This is a genomic window from Pseudomonas sp. S30 (assembly GCF_016518545.1).
Taxonomy (GTDB): Bacteria; Pseudomonadota; Gammaproteobacteria; order Pseudomonadales; family Pseudomonadaceae; genus Aquipseudomonas.
Window position 1 is genome coordinate 20,698 of record NZ_JACVTO010000026.1, and the last position, 16,563, is coordinate 37,260.

Here is a 16,563-nt window from a genome sequence, read left to right on the forward strand (position 1 = left end):
TTGCCTTCGTCCTCTAGCTAACTGCTGGCGCTGCTATAAGACCTGAGGGCGAACAGCCAGAAGACTCTGGAGAGGGCGATGAACAGTGCCGCGAACAACAGGGCTTCCAGCACAGCTCCCCCTTCCACCAGCCCCATGGCAGCGGCGACCGGTATGTTGGAAACGAAATAGACTGGAATAATGAAGGTCAGCAGTGTGCGGATGGCCGGTGGAAAAGCGGTCACCGGAAAGCGCGCAATCTCCATCAAGGTATAACTGATGATCCACACGTCACCGACTTTCACAAACCAAATGGACAAGGTGCATGTGATCAGGAACAGCGAATAGAAAATGGCGATCCCGGCTGTCATGAACCCCAGGAAGGCCATGACATTGCTCAGGCTCAGCGCATCTTGGCTGTACATGGCATAAAAAACGACTGCTCCACCGATCAACACCCGAGGCAGCTCTCAAAGGCTGATCTTGGAGCACGAGACCAAGAACTGGCTATCCACCGGACGCACCAGCAGGTAATCCAGATCCCCGGTCCGCACTTTTTCGGACAACGTGTGCAGGCTTGGAAACAGCCAGACCTCGAGCAGGCCTTCCAGTATCAAGGCAACCCCGAATAGCGCCAGCACCTGCTCTTGATTCCAGCCGCCGAGCGTCACGACTTCACTGAACATCGCATCCAGAAAGTACAGCGCCAACAGTATGCCCACCAGTGTGTTGAGCGCATTGGTCAAAGCGTTTACACGAAATTCCAACTCCGCCAGCATCGAGTGCCGGACCAGTGCCACCAGTATCCTGACTGTCCTGAGTCTCATATGCCTGCTCCAGAGAAGCGCTCGAGGCCACGCCGCCACAAGGCACGACGGCACATCACCAAGATCGCCACCCATACCACTTGAAGCGCGATGCCGGAGACCACCTCGATACCGACCGCCTTGCCGATCAGCAGCTTGACCGGGAAATCCAGCGATGCAGAAAACGGCAGCATCGCCACGAGCCATCGAGTCGCTTCGGGGAACAAGTCGACCGGAATCAGCATGCCTCCCAGGACGGTGTACATCGACCAGACCATGGCGTCGAGCGCAATGGAGTTGGCCATCCAGAACGCCAGCAGTCCGACGCAGTAATAGATGTGGAAGATGATGGTCCACGCGAGTATCAGCGAAACCAGGAAACTCGGAAATCGCCAAAACTCGTCGGGCAAGGTGATCGTGAACAAGACACTTCCCAGGCAAAACACGGTGACTACGATGGGCGCTCGCACCAACACATGACCCACGTGTTCCGCCACGTGAAACCAGAAAGGTGCAACAGGCTTGAGGAGCCGCCCTGACAATGTGCCTTGGCGTATTTCGTCGTTCAGAACGAAGATCACCCAAACCGCGGTCAGCTGCCGCACCAGATAGATGCCTAGGAAGTAGGCGATGAAATCGCTTGTGGAATAGCCGCCGATGACCTTGTCTCTGGAAAGCTCCCACCAGATCATCATCATGAAGAGCGGTGCTACGCCGCTGATCAGCCAGACGACCAATTGGGCGCGGTAGACAATGGTCACCAGCACGCTGGTGCGGATGAGATATTTGGCGACACTTGCCCAAGCAGCCAGCGCTACCATCATGCATGCTCCTTGGGCGATATCAAGCGCGGGAAAGCCTGCTCCAGAGAGGGCGCCTGCATGGAAATATCGGTGACCGGTAAATGGGCCAGCAGTTGCGCCAGCGTGTTGGCCACTTGCTCCTGGGCGACCAGGATTTCGGCACTGTCGCCTTCAAGCTGGATCAGCTTGCCATAGGTCGAGAGTTCATCGGCTGCCACCGCGCGCGACAAACGGATAGTGACATGCCGTTCATTCACATGCGCTTTTACCAATGCGTCGCGGGCACCGTCGAAGACGACACGACCTTGATCGAGCACGATCACTCGATTGGCCAGCGCCTCTATATCTGCCATGTAGTGCGAGGTGAGAACGATGGTGGCGCCAAACTCTTGATTGTAGAGCTTCAGGAACTCGCGAATGGCCAGCTGCATTGCTATGTCCAAACCGATCGTCGGTTCGTCGAGGAAAAGAACCTGGGGTCGGTGAAGCAACGACAGGATGAGCTCACACTTCATTCTTTCACCCAGCGACAGCTTTCTCACGGGCCGGCGCACAATATCTTCTGCGGACAGCAGCGTGCATAACTGATCGATTCGCCGTCTGCACTCGCCAGCCCCTATGTCATAGAGAGCGCCCTGCAGGTGAAAGGACTCCAACGCAGGCAGGTCCCAGGTCAATTGCTGCTTCTGTCCCATGACCAGCGCAATCGACTTGAGGAACTCCGCCCGTCGGCGAAAGGGTTCATGGCCCAACACAGAGACCTGCCCGCTACTGGGTCGTACGATGCCCGAGAGCATCTTGAGGGTGGTTGTCTTACCGGCGCCGTTGCTGCCGAGAAAGCCTACGATCTCTCCAGCGTCGATGGAAAACGATACATCCCGCACAGCGGGAATGGACATTTTCTCGCGTCGAAAATAGGCGAGCACATTGCGCGAATTCGCATTACGGGGGCGATAGACCTCGTAAATCTTGCTGATATCATGGAGCTCGATCGCTTTCGACATGGTTCTCCCTGAACATGTGCGTTCCATCACTTCGAATGGGTAGGGCGGACATTCACAACCGATTGCGCGCCAGCAGCTGTAACCGATGCCATGCCGGGTCCAGGCCCGTGCGCAGCACAAGGCATAGAGTGGGTACGCATTGCAGTTGGGCGACTACACCCATGCCCGGGACCCTATCCACCACGAATTCCGCATCCGTTAGCATCGATACTGTTCGATCCAGGTCGACCGTTGCCATGTGCACCTGGCAGCACGCTCGGTCCAGGCGCAATGGCCCATCGTAGTCGAGTCCGAGGTGGCCTGAGAAATCCAGCCATTGATGGCCGATGAAAAATCTGCCGTGATCCGATGGCGTGATTCCTTCCAGCGTGCCGAGACTGGAGAGGTAGTGAAGTCGTTCCTGCTCTGGCTGTTCTGTACGAAGCGAGACGCCGATGATCGCAAACAAGCCGTTTTGCGGCATGCGCGGCGACAGGTCTGCTCCGGTGCCTCGCAGATACTGGATCAGTGATACGCTTGCTCCGTCTTGGCGAAAAGTCGGCAAGTGAGCGATCAGCCAGGCGGGTTCATCGTCTCCTGTTGGCGCTTGCTCCACTATATGTAGCGGCTCACCGCCCACAACCTGGGCGCATTGGAGGGCTCTGGGTAAATCAGTTGAACATAGCCAGATCGAGCAAGGATCCGCTGGGTGTTCATCGTCCGTGCACAATTCCAGGTAGCCCCCGCAGAGCCTGAAGAACGTGCTGACTCGGCCGTCGACATGCTCGACGCATCGGATGTGCTTCATGAATCCTGCGCGTGTCAACCGTTCCATGGTGTCAGCGTGCTGGTTGGTCGATATCCGAGAGACGATATGATCCAAGCGCGATATCACTACCGATTCCTCGCTGATTCAAGATGGCTGATCAAGGCATACGTCATGTGCTCGGCTACACACCCACCTGTTCCGGCTGGCCTTTCTTCCCTCGCGTACACAAGGTCAGGCCATGTTCCTGGACGCCGCCGTATTGGATCTGCTGTGTCACCTGATGCAAGCCTGCTGCTTTGAATGCCTCGAGATAGCGGCCCTGTGGCCAGCGCGTGAGCGTCACGCCCAACTCCTGTGACCAGTCGCGTGATGCCTCGCTTTCCTCGTAATAGTCCACCATGACGATCAACTCACCGGCCGGCGTCAGTAGGTCGGCGGCTTTCTGTATGGCAGCGCTGATGTCCTGAAAATAGTAGAACACCTCCATGGAGAAGATCAGCTCGAACTTCATGCCATCGGGTGCTTGCCATGCCTGAAAGCTACCGATGTCGATCACGACATTGTCCAGATCCTGCACCCTCCTGGCACTGATGCTGGCCATCTCCCGGCTGAGCTCCACGGCGCAGACATGACCACTGGAAAACTTCGACCTGGCCATATACTCGAGCGCATAACCGTTGCCCGGGCCAATTTCCAGATAACGACCGTCGCTGACCGCTATCGTGGAAAGGACCGGCTCGACCCGCGCCCAATGTTCACGAGCCATATCCACAGCGCCATCTTCTACTGCCCATTCATCGAAGAGCGCTTCGACTTCCAGTTGGTGACTCATTTCATTCTCCTGCTCGCAAGCATTCATTCTGGCTCTGGCAGCCATTGGTAGACGTGGACGGCATTGCGATGTGAGCCTATTACCAGATAACCGTCGTCCGTGAGCAAAGGTGAGGAATGAAATCCTCCTTCCCGTGCAAGTTGCCAGAGCACTTTACCGCTGTGTTGTGCCAACGTGACGGGCCGACATGGCCGCCTCGCGATCGTTTTTCGGTTCGCGTCAGCCCCTGCAGAGGCCGCAGATGCCTATTGCCGTCCCCGTCCGCGCTGGCCGACTTTCATATTCCTATCGCAGAAGCGAGCATTGCAGGACCTCATTTGCATGAGCCATGACATCATCCTTCTCAAGCCCGCCTCCTTGGACGTCGAAGATCTTCAAAACCTCGACGAAGTGCTCGACATGGGCAGCGAGGCGTTCGTCGCCGCCGCGTTGAGCGATGTGTTTCCCGGTTGCCTGGACGGTTTTTTCGCCCATGGCGAAATCTTCACCCTCGAAGCCAGCCTGGCAGGCGATCCGGTGACCTCGCTTCATCTGGCGTTGCGATTCGGCCAGGCCTGGTCCGATGATGCCTTCGACGAGATACAGGCACGGCTGGCGAGGCTTTGCCAGGCGTTGCAGGCGAGTGCGTTTTCGGTCGACGACAATTCGCTGATCGTCTCTGCACATCGATCATGACAAGCGCCCGAGGAGCAATCCCATGCTGAATCTGAACCAGTACTACGGCTTGGCCGAGCTCATCGATGAAATTCGCACGCAGATGGAGCAGGGTGACCACTTCTGCCTGTATGGCGATGACGAGAGCGACCTGGACCTTGCGCGGCGCTATTTCATCGCGGCTTATCCGGACGTCGAGGATGACAGTGAGGTGTATCCCGCCGCTGTGCAGCGCGAGGGTTTGAGTTACCTGTATTCAGGTCAGCAATTGGCCGATGTGGTCTGGGTGCTGGCGCAGCGCAAGCCCGATGCACGGCCTGAGGACTACGTCAGGGCGCTGAACCACTATCAGCATCACGACACGTTCCTCGAGATCTAGGCGAGGCGACTCAACCGCGCAGCCGCTCGACCAGGGGCAAGGCATTCACCTGCGGTCGCGCGAACAGATACCCCTGCATCAGCTCTACGCCAAGCCCGGACAGGGCATCGCACTCGGCCTGGGTCTCGATGCCCTCGGCCACCAGGGTGATGCCCAGGCGCAGGGCCACCAGAACGATGCCGGCGACTATGGCCTGGCGCACCGGATCCTTGCTGATGCGACGGGTGAGGGCCATGTCCAGCTTGAGCACATCGGGCTGGAATTCGGCCAGCAGGTTCAGGCCCGAATAGCCCGAGCCGAAGTCGTCGATGGCGGTGCTGAAACCCTGGCGGCTGTACTCGGCGAAGATCGACTTGAGGTGCTCGGGGTCGTCGATGCGTTCGCCCTCGGTGACTTCGAAGATCAGCTTGTCGGCAGGGAAATCGAAGGTGCGGGTGGCCTCCAGGGTGGCGCGGATGCAAGTGCTGGCGCGGTACACGGCGTTGGGCAGGAAGTTGATGCTCAGCTTGCAGTCGTCCAGGCGGTTCAGGCCCAGGGCGGACGCCTGCTCGATGGCCTTGACCCGGCAGGCCTGATCGAAACGGTACATGTTGTCGGCCGAGACCTTGGCCAGGATCTCGCCGGCGCCTTCACCGTTCACCCCGCGCACCAGCGCCTCATAGGCGAACGGCTTGCCGGTGGGCACGTGGACGATGGGTTGGAAGGCCATGGTGATCTCGAAATCCAGGCTCTGCAGATTACGGCACTGGGAACAGCCGATGGCCTCGAAGGGTTGGGGGAATACAGGCTGGCTCATGGCGCCTCCTCCGGGTGAGTGCTCGAATGTCGGCCGCTCGGGTGGCGCCCGGCGCCAGCGGCGCCAAGGGCGGGATCGATCTCGGTCGTTGGTTGGACCATCGCTCGTCGAAGACGTGCCGGGTTCGACTGAACAATAGCCTTCATGGGTGCGTTACGGCACGCGCCTGGGCACCCACGGGCGGCACCAGCGAGGCCAGCGCCTGACGCAGGGTGGCCAGGTCCTGGAAGTGACGTTCGCCGACCACCTGGCCCTGGTCCATGTCCAGCCACTGCACGGTTTCGCGATCGCCCGCATAGCGCTCGGCCACCTGACCGTCACGGTCCAGCAGGATGCGGTAGTTGGCCGAGCGCATGTTCGGCACCAGGAACGTGAGTATCAGGCCCGGCACACGGGCGATATCGGCGACGAAGACCACGCCGCGTGCCTCCAGGTAGCCTGGCTGGGTATGCTCCACGGCACTGTTCACCAGGTTCGCCGTGGCGTGGCTGCGGGCGACCAGGACCACGCGAGTGGCCGGGTCGAGGGTGTAGGGCGCGTCGAACTGGTCCTTGAGGGTCCAGGCAGCGGGAAGCGGAGTGTCGGCCTGGGCCAGCGTGCTGGCCAGGGTCAGCAGCAGCGGAATGAAGAAGCGGCGCATCGCAGGGGCTCGAAGAATGAAGAGTACCGAGAGTAACGACAGGAGCATACCGATGGAAACCATCGATTCACCGACTGGCGCCTATTTCATCCAACTGACGGTGTGGGAAGCGCGCGCTTCGCAGTGGGTGCATACGCCCAGTGTGGTGCAACGGCAGTCGCTGGCGGTGCTGCTGAGCTTCGCCGATCCACGCTGGTCGCTCGACCAGGCCCACTGGCTCGATGCGACCCAGGTGCACCTGCGCTTGCGCCGGTATCCGGGCGATCATCGACCGGCGCAGTTCCAGGTGTGGGTCGATTGCGCCAGCGCCCAGGCACGCATCGAAGAGGGGCCAGCGGTGCCGCTGGCCGGGCTGGAGGCTGCGCTGGTGGCCCGGCTCTAGGCGACGTCCGTGCCGGCCGGAGCGTCGTCTGCTTCGCCCAGCGCCGTGCGCACCCGTGCTGCCAGGTCGTCGACGGCGAAGGGCTTGGTCAGCACCTGCATGCCGGCCTCCAGCTGGCCGTCGCCAATGGCCGCGCTCTCGGCGTAACCGGTGATGAACAGGATGCCCAGGCCGGGGCGAATCTCGCGGCCGGCGTCGGCCATCTGCCGGCCATTCATGCCGCCGGGCAGGCCGACGTCGGTGATCAGCAGGTCGATGTGCACGTCCGAGCGCAGCACCTTGAGCCCGGCGACACTGTCGGCCGCCTCGATCACCGCGTAACCCTGGTCCCGGAGCACGTCGGTGAGCAGCATGCGGATGGTCGGTTCGTCGTCGACGATGAGGATCGTCTGGCCCGCGCGGGAGGCAACGTCATGGGGCTGTTCGTCGTGGGCCGGCTGATCGTCGACGCCGCCCACATGGCGCGGTAGGAAGATGCACACCTCGGTGCCGATGCCCACCTGCGACTGCATGCGCACCTGGCCGCCCGACTGCTTGGCGAACCCGTAGATCATCGACAGGCCAAGCCCGGTGCCCTGGCCGAGGGGTTTGGTGGTGAAGAACGGATCGAAAGCCTTGGCCACCACGTCCGGGCTCATGCCGGTGCCGGTGTCGCTCACGCTGAGCGACAGGTACTGCCCCTCGACCAGGTCCAGGGTGCGCGCGGTGGCCTGGTCGATCCAGCGGTTGGCGGTTTCGATGCGCATGCGACCGCCATCGGGCATGGCGTCGCGAGCGTTGATGCACAGGTTGAGCAGGGCGTTTTCCAGCTGGCTGGGGTCCACCCGTGCTGGCCAGCAGAGGCTGGCACCGTGGGTCTCGATGCTGATGGCCGGGCCGACGGTGCGCTGGATCAGGTCGGTCATGCCCATGATCAACGCATTCACGTCGGTGGGCTGCGGGTCGAGCGTCTGGCGCCGGGAGAAGGCCAGCAGCCGGTGGGTGAGGGCGGCGGCGCGCCGGGCGGCGCCCTGGGCCGCACCGATGTACTTGTCCAGATCGGTGAGGCGACCCTGGGCCAGACGCGTGCTCATGAACTCCAGAGAGCCGGAGATGCCAGTGAGCAGGTTGTTGAAGTCGTGGGCCAGGCCGCCGGTGAGCTGCCCCACGGCCTCCATCTTCTGCGACTGACGCAGTTTCTCTTCCGCCTGCATCAGCTCGGCGGTGCGCTCGGCCACGCGCTGTTCCAGGGTGTCGTTGAGTGCACGCAAGGCAGAGGTGGCGCGGTCGCGCTCGGCCTCCAGGGTGCGGCGGTCTTCCACGTCGATGAGCACGCCGGGGAAGTCCTTGGGCTTGCCGTCGGCGTAGTCGACCCGGCCGTTGGCCTCCAGCCAGTAGTAGCAGCCGTTGGCACGGCGCACTCGATACTGGTGGGCGTAGGCGCCGCCGCGACCGATGGCATCGTCGATGGCGGCGATCAGCCCGGCGCGGTCGTCCGGGTGCACGGTGGTGATCACCTGCTCCAGGCTGAGACCGGTGCGCCCCAGCGTCGGGTCCAGGCCGAACGCCTGGGCGAAGGCCGTGTCGACGGTGAAACAGTCGCTGGGCAGGTCCCAGTGCCAGGTGCCGATGATCGCCCCGGCCGCCAGGGCCAGTTGCACCCGCTCGATGTTCGAGCGCGCCAGCTCCTCGCTTTCGCGCAACCGTTCCTGGGCGCTGCGCCGTGCGGTGACGTCGTTGAAGAAGATGCCGATCTGCCGTTCGCTCGGATCGCCGACGGGCACGGCGCGCACGTCGAACCAGCGGCCGAAGGCTTCGGCGTAGTTCTCGAAGTTGGCAGGCTCGCGGGTCTTGGCGACGCGGCCGTAGGTCTGGAACCAGAAGCTCTCCAGGTCTGGCGCGTACTCGGTGACCCACTTGCCGCGCAGGTTCACCCCCGATTCGCGCTCGAACGCCGGGTTGACCTCGATGAAGCGATAGTCGACCGGTTCGTCCTGTTCGTCGAACTTCACTTCGACGATGGCGAAGGCCGTCTCGATGGTTTCGACGATGGTGCGAAAGCGCTCCTCGCTCTTGCGCAGGGCGGTGGCGGCGGAACGGGTGTGGGTGAGGTCGAGCATGGCGCCGATCATGCGCACCGCCTGACCCTGGGCGTTACGGATGACATGACCGCGGTCGAGGACGTCGGAAAAGGAGCCGTCTGCACGCAGGAAGCGGTACTCGTCGCTCCAGGCGCTGCCCTCGCCGTCGATCACGGCATGGATGGAGGTGTGAACCCTTGCCCGGTCATCGGGGTGGATATGCTCGAACCACCACTCGCCGGTGGCCAAGATCTGCGCCGGCGAATGGCCGTAGGCCTGTTCGAGGGCGTCGTTCCACTGCACGTGATTGCACACCAGGTCCCAGTCCCAGATCGCGTCGTTGGTGGCCTTGGCCGCCAGGCGATAACGCTCCTTGGTCTCGTCCAGGTGCTCGATGTCCATGCCGGCCGTGGCCAGGGCCTCGCGCAGGCGCAGCACCTCGGCTTCAAGTTGTTCGCGGGTCAGATCGTTCACGGTGGTTTTCACTTGAAGCACTCACGGCAGGCTCATCGATGATAGCAGTTTGCCCGGCCTTGCGACTCGGTGCGGCCTAGCGCACCAGCGTGGGGATCAGGCGTATGTAGATCAGTTCGCCGAGCAGCTCGACCAGCGTCTGGCAGATCACGGCTGCTGCGGCGAGCGCCCGCAGCTCCTCGGGCAGCGCCAGGGCCAGCGGCAGCACCACCAGCGAGTTGCGAGTGGCGGCGCTGAAGCTCACCGAGCGCGACGCCTCGACCGGCAGCTGCAACAGCCGGGCGCAGCCCCAGCCCAGGCAGGGCGCGATCAGCATGAAGCCGAGGTACACCGGCAGCAGCGGCAGCAGGCGCGCGGCGTCCTGGGCCAGCGTGGCGATCTGCGAGCCGATCACGGCCAGCAGCACCAGTGCCATCGCTGGCACGGGCATCCAGCCCCAGGCCGTGCACCAGCGCTCGATCGGCCTTGCCCGGCGTGCGCCCAGGTGACTGAGCACGGCCAGGGCCAGCGGCAGGACGATCAGCAGCACGAAGGCTTCGACGAACGGCGCGACAGAAAGTGCCACGTCATGGCCATCGTCGAGCATCAGCGACAGATAGAGTGGCAGCAAGAGCAGTTGCAACACCAGCAGCAGCGGAGTGGCGGCCAGGGTCGACCGTGCGTCGCCTCGGCCCAGGTGGGTGAACACCACCACGTAGTCGATGCAAGGGGTGAGCAGCACCAGCAGCGCGCCGATCAGCAGTGCCGGGTGCGCCGTCAGCGGACGAGTGATGGCCCACACCAGCAGCGGCACCAGCACGAAGTTGGCCAGCAGTAAGGCGGCGATGAAGCGTCGATTGGCGAGGCTCTGGCGCAGGTCGAGAAAAGGAATCTGCAGGAACATGGCGTACATCAGCACGGCGATGGCGGGGGTGACCAGTGTTTCCAGGCGGTCGCCGACGCGTGGGGCGAGCAGGCCAAGAGCGATGGCCGCCACGACCGTGACGAGGTACAGGGGGATTTGCCGGGTTTCGAGTTGATCACGGGTCACGCGGGCGTCCTGGGAGCGATGGCAGAGGCAGAGTGAGGGACGATGATGACAGCTGTGGTGCCAGGGCGGGAGGGTTCAGCGTGCCGCGGGCACTCAGGACTGCACCTTGGTCAGCGCTCGCTGCGGCGCCAGGCTGCCTGACTGATCGACAGCCGTCTCGTCGAACCATTGCGGCCAGGAACTGCGGTGGCGGTTACCGACCTCCACGCAGGGAATCAGCCGGTCGCGCAGCGCCTCGGTCTGATTGACCGTCACGGCCGTGCGGTACTTGCGGCTATGAATGCATTCGCGGTCGCCGAACTCGCAGCGGTTCAACTGCGTTCCGCCGCAGGGGCCGTTGGCCAGGCCCTTGGGGCAGGTTTCGGGGCAGTGGTACAAGGTGTCTTCGAGGCGGCATTGTCCGCAAGTGTCGCAGCCGACCACCGGTCGCTTCAGGCTGCGCTCCACGGCGTGTAGCAGGCGCGCCGCCGCTGGCGTCGACCACAGCGGCCGACGCACGCTCCAGCCGAACATCTTGCTCAGCAGCGTCTTGCGGTCGAACAACCGGTGGTGCACCGCCGACAACAGACGATAGCGCGCCTGCTCGGCGAATGACGCCTGCACCTCCCGCTGGCCGTACTGCCAATGGTGGGCCGGCGGATGAAAGCTCACCGGTGCCACACCGTCCATCTGCCAGGCCTGCTCCCAGGCCGACTGCCACTGCGCGAGCGACTGCACGCGCGGCGACCAGACGTGCAGGGCCTGCTCCAGGGCCAGGAACTGCTCCAGGGTGTGCACCCCGGACAGGTTGATGCCGGCGTACCCCAGCAGGCGCAGGCCGATGATCTGCAAGGCCAGACGGTCCAGGCCACGCTGGTGGGCGAATGCCTTGGACACTGCGGCCTCGGCGGCGAGTACCGCGCGCATGGCCGGGCTCACGGTCACCCCGGCGACATGCTCGAGCATGGCGGCGCGGCCATCGGTCAGGGCCATGATGCAGGCGAGCATGGGCCGGGGGGCGGGCTGGCGCTGCATCCAGGCCATGGCCTCGCGGTACTTCTGAAAATCGAAGCCCAGTTGCAGGATGAAGAAGTCGGCCCCAGCGGCGAGCTTCTTTTCGGCCTTGAAGTACTGGGCGCCACCTTCTTCCTCGCAGTACTTGAAGGGATTGAGCGCCGCGCCGAGCAGCCACTCCGGGCGCGCCTGGCGCACGATCTGCAAGGCCGCGACCGACTCCAGGTAACGCACCGGACGCTGCCCAGGGGTATGGCCTGGCAGTCGGTCGCCGGTCAGCACCAGCAGTTGGTCCAGGCCGGCAGCGTCCATGCGCTGCAACTGGGCGAGCAATTCCGTGCGCTCGCGATCCTTGCCGGAGAAGTGCAGCAAGGTCGGCACCGGCGTCTCGAAGCTCTGGCACGCCTCCAGCGGCGACATGTCCAGCGCACTGGCGACCCGGTCGCCGATCGATACCGCCAGCGGCCAGTCGCACAGCCGCTCACGCGCCATGATGCTGGCCAGGGCGGCGAAGCGCTGGGCGGAAGGCTTGGGCACGAACTCCATGACGCAGACGAAGGTGCGGTCGTGCAGGGCGTGTCTGAGCAGGGTCATGGGGCATCACCGGGGGCGGGCAGGCCGACAGTGTCGCCGAGCGCGCGCCCGGCGGCTTGTCTGGATGCGTACGCCATCACTCTGGAACAGACACGTCCGTGGCCGGGTGGCGGCTGGCCGATCGCGCGTGGTGCGCCGCTCAGCGCTCGATCGCCAGCGCCACGCCCTGGCCCCCGCCGATGCACAAGGTGGCCAGCCCTTTGTGTGCATCGCGCCTGATCATCTCGTGCAGCAGGGTCACCAGCACCCGGCAACCCGAGGCGCCGATCGGGTGGCCCAGGGCGATGGCGCCGCCGTTGACGTTGACCTTCTGCGTGTCCCAGCCCAGTTCATGGCCCACGGCCAGCGCCTGGGCCGCGAAGGCCTCGTTGGCTTCGATCAGGTCCAGGTCGGCCAGCTGCCAGCCGGCCTTGTCCAGGCAGCGGCGGGTGGCCGAAACCGGGCCGATGCCCATGATCGCCGGATCCACGCCCGCGCTGGCGTAGCCGCTGATCCTGGCCAGCACCGGCAGGCCCAGGGCCTGGGCCTTGGCCACGCTCATCAGCAGCACCGCCGCAGCGCCGTCGTTGAGGCTCGACGCGTTGCCGGCGGTGACGCTGCCGTCGGCCTTGAACGCCGCGCGCAGCTTGCCCAGGGATTCGGCGGTGGTGCCGGCGCGCGGCTGCTCGTCGGTATCGAACACCTGGGGCTCGCCCTTGCGCTGGGGAATCTGGATGGGGGTGATCTCGTCCTTGAAGCGCCCGGCCTCGATGGCCGCCACCGCCTTGCGCTGGGACTCGGCGGCGAAGGCGTCCTGGGCCTGGCGGGAGATGGCGTACTTATCCACCAGGTTCTCGGCCGTGATGCCCATGTGGTAGTCGTTGAAGGCGTCCCACAGGCCGTCGGTGATCATGCTGTCGACCAGTTGGCCATGGCCCATGCGCTGGCCGCTGCGCGCCGACGGCAGCACATAGGGCGCCAGGCTCATGCTCTCCTGCCCGCCGGCGATCACCACCTCGGCGTCGCCGCAGCGGATGGCCTGGGCCGCCAGGTGCACCGCCTTCAGGCCCGAGCCGCAGACCTTGTTCAGGGTCAGCGCCGGCACTGCATGGGGCAGGCCCGCTTTCACGGCGGCCTGGCGGGCCGGGTTCTGCCCGGCGCCCGCGGTGAGCACCTGGCCGAGAATCACCTCGTCGACCTGCGCCGGGTCCAGCCCGGTCTGCGCCAGCAGGCGAGCGATCACTGCAGCGCCCAGGTCGACGGCCGAGACGCTGGCGAGGGCCCCCTGGAAACCGCCGATGGCGGTGCGGGTGGCGGCGACGATGGCGACTTCGTTCATTGTTGTTCTCCGCAAGAGGTGAGCGATCGGCACAGCATCCCTGGCGGGCGCTGATTTGAGAAGTTTGTTTTTCTTCAGGATTGATCGGCTTTGCAAATGAATCAGCGGGGCACCTGCACCCGCACGCCGAATCCGCCCTCCGTGCGGTTGAAGAATTCCAGTGCACCGCCCAACTGATCGACGACCAGCGCCACGATTGCCAGCCCCAGGCCAGCGCCCGAAGGATTGCCGGCACTGTAGAACCGGTCGCTGAGCCGTGCCAGCGCGCCGGGCTGCACGCCTGGGCCCTGATCCAGCACCTGCAACACCGTGCAGCTGTCCTCGTGGCGCAGGATCACGGTGACCTCGCTGCCGGGCGGGCTGAACTGCAGGGCGTTGCCCACCAGGTTCTGCAGCATCACGGTCATGGCCGTGGGGTCGGCGTGGATCGGACTCGGCCCCTCTTCGTCCAATACCAGTTCCACTTGACGGCGCAGCGCCAGGGGCGTCAGCTCGGCCAGTTCTTCACGAGCCAGGGCATCCAGAAGCAGGGGCTGGCGGGTCTGAGTCAGCGGCTCCAGGCGCGCCATGGTCAGCAACTGGCTGGCCAGCCGAGTAGCGCGGGTCACGCCTTGTTCGAGCAACCCCAGGGCCTCGTCGCGGGCAGGGGCGTCCGGCGCACGGCGGGCATTGCTGGCATGGATCGCCAGCACCGCCAGCGGCGTGCGTAATTCGTGGGCGGCGTCGGCGATGAACCGGCGTTCGCGTTCGAGCAGGCGGGTGAGTTGCAGCAACTGGTGGTTCAAGGCCCGTGCCATGGGCGCCAGTTCGGGGGGCAGCTCGGCGCTGGGCAAGGGATCGAGGCTGTCCAGCGGCCGCGCGCGCAGGTGGCGGGTCAGGCGGCGCAGCGGCGAGAGTCCCCAGCCCAGCAGCAGCCAGATGAGCAGAGCGAGGGTCGGAATGCCGATCAGCGCCGGGGCCAGGGCCTGGTCGGCGATGCGCTGGATCAGGCCCTGGCGCAGGTCGTCGCGCTCGCCCACCCAGATCGACAGGCCGCGCTCGCGGTCCTGGAGCAGCACGCCGCACCAGTCCTGGCCCTGGTACAGCAGGTCATGGATGCCTGGTGCGGGTGGCGTTTCCAGCACCGGGGCGTCGGCCGAGCGCATCAGCAGCGCGCCGTCGCTGCGCCACACCTGGAATGCCAGGTTGATCTCGTACGGGTGGCTGAGCAACGCCTCGCCGGACTGGTCCATGGCCTGGTCCAGGGCCTGACGGATGTCCGGCCAGTGCGCCTCGGCCGGCATCTGCCCAAGCAGGCCCTGGAGCACCCGTGCGGCCTGCACCAGTTGCGCGTCATAGACGTTCTCGATTTCCCGGTGGTTGTCCCGCAGCACGCTGAGCACCAGCCCGAGGCTGCCGATGACCACCAGCAGCAGGGTGGGCAGCAGGATGCGTGTGCGCATCGCGATCATGGCGTGCCCTCGATCAGGTAGCCGACCCCGCGCACCGTGCGGATCACGCTGGCGTCGAGCTTGCGTCGCAGGTTGTGCACCAGCACTTCCAGGGTGTTGCCCGGCCCCCCGGGCTGCCAGCCATACAGCCCGTCGGCCAGCCGCTCGCGGGTCATCACCGTGCCGGGACGGGCCAGCAACTGGTGCAGCAACTGGAACTCCATCGGCGTCAGCACCACCGGTGCGTTGTGGTAGTGCACCGTGCGCCGCGCCGGGTCCAGGCTCACCCCGGCATGCTCGATCAGTGGCTGCGCCCGACCCTGGCTGCGGCGCAGCAACGCGCGGATGCGCGCCTTGAGTTCGTCGACGTCGATGGGCTTGACCAGGTAGTCGTCGGCGCCGGCATCCAGGCCCAGGATGCGGTCGGCGGTCGCGTCCCGGACGGTGAGGATCAGCACCGGTACATCGCCATCGGCACGCGCGCGCAGCTCTCGCAACAGGCTCAGACCATCGCAGCGCGGCAGGCCCAGGTCCAGCAGCACCAGGTCGAAGCGCTCGCTGCGCAGGGCGGTGGCGGCGCTCAGGCCGTCGGCCAGCCAGTCGAGGGTATAGCCTTCACCGCGCAAGGCGCTGCGAATGCCGTGCGCCAGGGACTGATCGTCTTCGACGAGTAGGACTCGCATGCCAGGGTCTCCAGGTAGGGCGCCATGATGGGGCTTGTGCACGGGGTTTGATTCAGTGAAATGTAACCGCTGATGACATCCTAAGCTGGCATTAAGCTTGGTCCGCCATCGTGCCGTTCACTTTCCCGAACGGAGCTCGATGCCATGCGTACCTTCCTCGCCCTCGCCCTGCTGCTGGGCAGCAGCGCCACCTTCGCCGCCACCCAGTGCACCACCGCCGACAAGTCCACCTGGCAGGACCCCGACGCCTTCCAGAGCCAGTTGAAGGCGCAAGGCTACAGGATCAGCAAGTTCAAGGTCACCCAGGGCAACTGCTACGAGATCTACGGGTTCGACAAGGACGGGCGCAAGGTCGAGATCTACCACGATCCGGTGTCCGGCCAGGCGGTGAAGACCGAGATCCAGGACTGATGTCCGCGGCCAGCGTGCGTTTGTGGGACCCGTTGCTGCGCCTGTGCCACCTGTCGTTCGCCACGGTGTTCTTCGCCAATTACTTCTTCACCGAGGCGGGCGAGCGCTGGCACCGCTGGCTGGGTTATTACGTGCTCGGCTGCCTGGTGCTGCGGCTGGTCTGGGGCTTCATCGGCCCACGCAGTGCGCGCTGGACCGATTTCTGGCCGACACCCGCTCGCCTGGCAGCGCATGCCAGGGCGCTGGTCCGAGGCCAGCCCCATCACCGCCTGGGCCATTCGCCGATCGGGGCGCTGGTGATGCTGCTGATGCTCGGCTGCATCGGCGGCCTTGGCCTCAGCGGTTTTCTGATGCGCGAAGTGGACGCCCTGTGGGGCGAGGATTGGCCGCAGACGCTGCATGCCTGGCTGGCCGACGGGCTGCTGGTACTGGTCGGCGTGCACCTGCTGGCCGCCGTCGTCGAGAGCCTGCGCCTGCGCGAGAACCTGCCGCTGTCCATGCTCACCGGGCGCCGCCGCCTGCCTGAAGACTCCTGATCGCGAGACCT

At 64.6% G+C, this 16,563-nt stretch carries 17 protein-coding genes and 1 pseudogene; 5 read left to right on the forward strand and 13 right to left on the reverse strand.

The genetic code is table 11. The features are described from left to right. Window positions 1-17: 17 nt before the first annotated feature. The 5 genes and pseudogenes from IAE34_RS24400 to IAE34_RS22060 form a co-directional block, all read right to left on the reverse strand. Window positions 18-881: pseudogene (locus IAE34_RS24400) on the reverse strand (ABC transporter permease). Then, window positions 803-1,609, reverse strand: coding sequence for an ABC transporter permease (locus IAE34_RS22045; RefSeq protein ID WP_233631301.1), 807 nt, complete (start codon window positions 1,607-1,609; stop codon window positions 803-805). Before IAE34_RS22045 ends, IAE34_RS24400 begins: the two are co-directional and overlap by 79 nt. Beyond that, window positions 1,606-2,592, reverse strand: a complete 987-nt coding sequence (locus IAE34_RS22050; protein WP_200141076.1) for an ABC transporter ATP-binding protein — start codon at window positions 2,590-2,592, stop codon at window positions 1,606-1,608. The genes IAE34_RS22045 and IAE34_RS22050 overlap by 4 nt, the downstream gene beginning before the upstream one ends. Window positions 2,593-2,644: 52 nt before the next feature. Beyond that, complete coding sequence (locus IAE34_RS22055; RefSeq protein ID WP_200141077.1) at window positions 2,645-3,379, reverse strand: hypothetical protein; 735 nt, start codon at window positions 3,377-3,379, stop codon at window positions 2,645-2,647. A 142-nt stretch (window positions 3,380-3,521) separates the two neighbouring features. Beyond that, complete coding sequence (locus IAE34_RS22060; RefSeq protein ID WP_200141078.1) at window positions 3,522-4,172, reverse strand: class I SAM-dependent methyltransferase; 651 nt, start codon at window positions 4,170-4,172, stop codon at window positions 3,522-3,524. A 321-nt stretch (window positions 4,173-4,493) separates the two neighbouring features. On the opposite strand from IAE34_RS22060, the gene IAE34_RS22070 reads away from it, so the two are divergent. Continuing rightward, entirely contained in the window at window positions 4,494-4,847 is a 354-nt protein-coding gene (locus tag IAE34_RS22070) for a hypothetical protein (RefSeq protein WP_200141080.1), read from the forward strand. A 22-nt stretch (window positions 4,848-4,869) separates the two neighbouring features. Next, a complete protein-coding gene (locus tag IAE34_RS22075) occupies window positions 4,870-5,205 on the forward strand; it encodes a DUF7716 domain-containing protein (protein WP_200141081.1) in 336 nt (111 codons plus the stop codon). A 10-nt stretch (window positions 5,206-5,215) separates the two neighbouring features. On the opposite strand, the gene IAE34_RS22080 is transcribed toward IAE34_RS22075, so the two are convergent. Next, window positions 5,216-6,001: an EAL domain-containing protein gene (locus IAE34_RS22080; protein WP_200141082.1), complete on the reverse strand. Its 786-nt coding sequence runs from the start codon at window positions 5,999-6,001 to the stop codon at window positions 5,216-5,218. A gap of 142 nt (window positions 6,002-6,143) precedes the next feature. Next, the gene (locus IAE34_RS22085) at window positions 6,144-6,689 is read right to left on the reverse strand and encodes a hypothetical protein (RefSeq protein WP_233631302.1); all 546 of its coding nucleotides are present in this window, start codon (window positions 6,687-6,689) and stop codon (window positions 6,144-6,146) included. Between the two features lie 4 nt (window positions 6,690-6,693). Between IAE34_RS22085 and IAE34_RS22090 the strand changes: the two genes are divergently transcribed. Then, window positions 6,694-7,023 (forward strand): hypothetical protein, encoded by a 330-nt coding sequence (locus IAE34_RS22090; RefSeq protein WP_200141083.1) that lies wholly within the window; start codon window positions 6,694-6,696, stop codon window positions 7,021-7,023. On the opposite strand, the gene IAE34_RS22095 is transcribed toward IAE34_RS22090, so the two are convergent. The 6 genes from IAE34_RS22095 to IAE34_RS22120 form a co-directional block, all read right to left on the reverse strand. After that, the gene (locus IAE34_RS22095; protein WP_442793241.1) at window positions 7,020-9,518 is read right to left on the reverse strand and encodes a PAS domain-containing protein; all 2,499 of its coding nucleotides are present in this window, start codon (window positions 9,516-9,518) and stop codon (window positions 7,020-7,022) included. The genes IAE34_RS22090 and IAE34_RS22095 overlap by 4 nt on opposite strands. Window positions 9,519-9,633: 115 nt before the next feature. Beyond that, window positions 9,634-10,587: an arsenic resistance protein gene (locus IAE34_RS22100; RefSeq protein ID WP_200141084.1), complete on the reverse strand. Its 954-nt coding sequence runs from the start codon at window positions 10,585-10,587 to the stop codon at window positions 9,634-9,636. 93 nt (window positions 10,588-10,680) lie between these two features. Next, complete coding sequence (locus tag IAE34_RS22105; protein ID WP_200141085.1) at window positions 10,681-12,174, reverse strand: methylenetetrahydrofolate reductase C-terminal domain-containing protein; 1,494 nt, start codon at window positions 12,172-12,174, stop codon at window positions 10,681-10,683. A gap of 139 nt (window positions 12,175-12,313) precedes the next feature. Next, window positions 12,314-13,492, reverse strand: coding sequence for an acetyl-CoA C-acetyltransferase (locus tag IAE34_RS22110; protein ID WP_200141086.1), 1,179 nt, complete (start codon window positions 13,490-13,492; stop codon window positions 12,314-12,316). 101 nt (window positions 13,493-13,593) lie between these two features. Further along, window positions 13,594-14,943 carry an ATP-binding protein gene (locus IAE34_RS22115; RefSeq protein ID WP_200141087.1) on the reverse strand — a complete coding sequence of 450 codons (1,350 nt, stop codon included), beginning with the start codon at window positions 14,941-14,943 and terminating at the stop codon, window positions 13,594-13,596. Next, a complete protein-coding gene (locus tag IAE34_RS22120; RefSeq protein WP_200141088.1) occupies window positions 14,940-15,605 on the reverse strand; it encodes a response regulator in 666 nt (221 codons plus the stop codon). Before IAE34_RS22120 ends, IAE34_RS22115 begins: the two co-directional genes overlap by 4 nt. 144 nt (window positions 15,606-15,749) lie before the next feature. Between IAE34_RS22120 and IAE34_RS22125 the strand changes: the two genes are divergently transcribed. Both IAE34_RS22125 and IAE34_RS22130 read left to right on the forward strand, forming a co-directional pair. Further along, window positions 15,750-16,016: a PepSY domain-containing protein gene (locus tag IAE34_RS22125; protein WP_200141089.1), complete on the forward strand. Its 267-nt coding sequence runs from the start codon at window positions 15,750-15,752 to the stop codon at window positions 16,014-16,016. Next, window positions 16,016-16,552 carry a cytochrome b/b6 domain-containing protein gene (locus tag IAE34_RS22130; RefSeq protein ID WP_200141090.1) on the forward strand — a complete coding sequence of 179 codons (537 nt, stop codon included), beginning with the start codon at window positions 16,016-16,018 and terminating at the stop codon, window positions 16,550-16,552. Before IAE34_RS22125 ends, IAE34_RS22130 begins: the two co-directional genes overlap by 1 nt. The last annotated feature ends 11 nt before the right edge of the window (window positions 16,553-16,563 follow it).

Bases quoted from the DNA above. Each gene is read 5' to 3' on its own strand.
- IAE34_RS22045 (WP_233631301.1), bottom strand. From the start codon at position 1,609: ATGATGGTAGCGCTGGCTGCTTGGGCAAGTGTCGCCAAATATCTCATC.
- IAE34_RS22050 (WP_200141076.1), bottom strand. From the start codon at position 2,592: ATGTCGAAAGCGATCGAGCTCCATGATATCAGCAAGATTTACGAGGTC.
- IAE34_RS22055 (WP_200141077.1), bottom strand. From the start codon at position 3,379: ATGAAGCACATCCGATGCGTCGAGCATGTCGACGGCCGAGTCAGCACG.
- IAE34_RS22060 (WP_200141078.1), bottom strand. From the start codon at position 4,172: ATGAGTCACCAACTGGAAGTCGAAGCGCTCTTCGATGAATGGGCAGTA.
- IAE34_RS22070 (WP_200141080.1), top strand. From the start codon at position 4,494: ATGAGCCATGACATCATCCTTCTCAAGCCCGCCTCCTTGGACGTCGAA.
- IAE34_RS22075 (WP_200141081.1), top strand. From the start codon at position 4,870: ATGCTGAATCTGAACCAGTACTACGGCTTGGCCGAGCTCATCGATGAA.
- IAE34_RS22080 (WP_200141082.1), bottom strand. From the start codon at position 6,001: ATGAGCCAGCCTGTATTCCCCCAACCCTTCGAGGCCATCGGCTGTTCC.
- IAE34_RS22085 (WP_233631302.1), bottom strand. From the start codon at position 6,689: ATGCTCCTGTCGTTACTCTCGGTACTCTTCATTCTTCGAGCCCCTGCG.
- IAE34_RS22090 (WP_200141083.1), top strand. From the start codon at position 6,694: ATGGAAACCATCGATTCACCGACTGGCGCCTATTTCATCCAACTGACG.
- IAE34_RS22105 (WP_200141085.1), bottom strand. From the start codon at position 12,174: ATGACCCTGCTCAGACACGCCCTGCACGACCGCACCTTCGTCTGCGTC.
- IAE34_RS22110 (WP_200141086.1), bottom strand. From the start codon at position 13,492: ATGAACGAAGTCGCCATCGTCGCCGCCACCCGCACCGCCATCGGCGGT.
- IAE34_RS22115 (WP_200141087.1), bottom strand. From the start codon at position 14,943: ATGATCGCGATGCGCACACGCATCCTGCTGCCCACCCTGCTGCTGGTG.
- IAE34_RS22120 (WP_200141088.1), bottom strand. From the start codon at position 15,605: ATGCGAGTCCTACTCGTCGAAGACGATCAGTCCCTGGCGCACGGCATT.
- IAE34_RS22125 (WP_200141089.1), top strand. From the start codon at position 15,750: ATGCGTACCTTCCTCGCCCTCGCCCTGCTGCTGGGCAGCAGCGCCACC.
- IAE34_RS22130 (WP_200141090.1), top strand. From the start codon at position 16,016: ATGTCCGCGGCCAGCGTGCGTTTGTGGGACCCGTTGCTGCGCCTGTGC.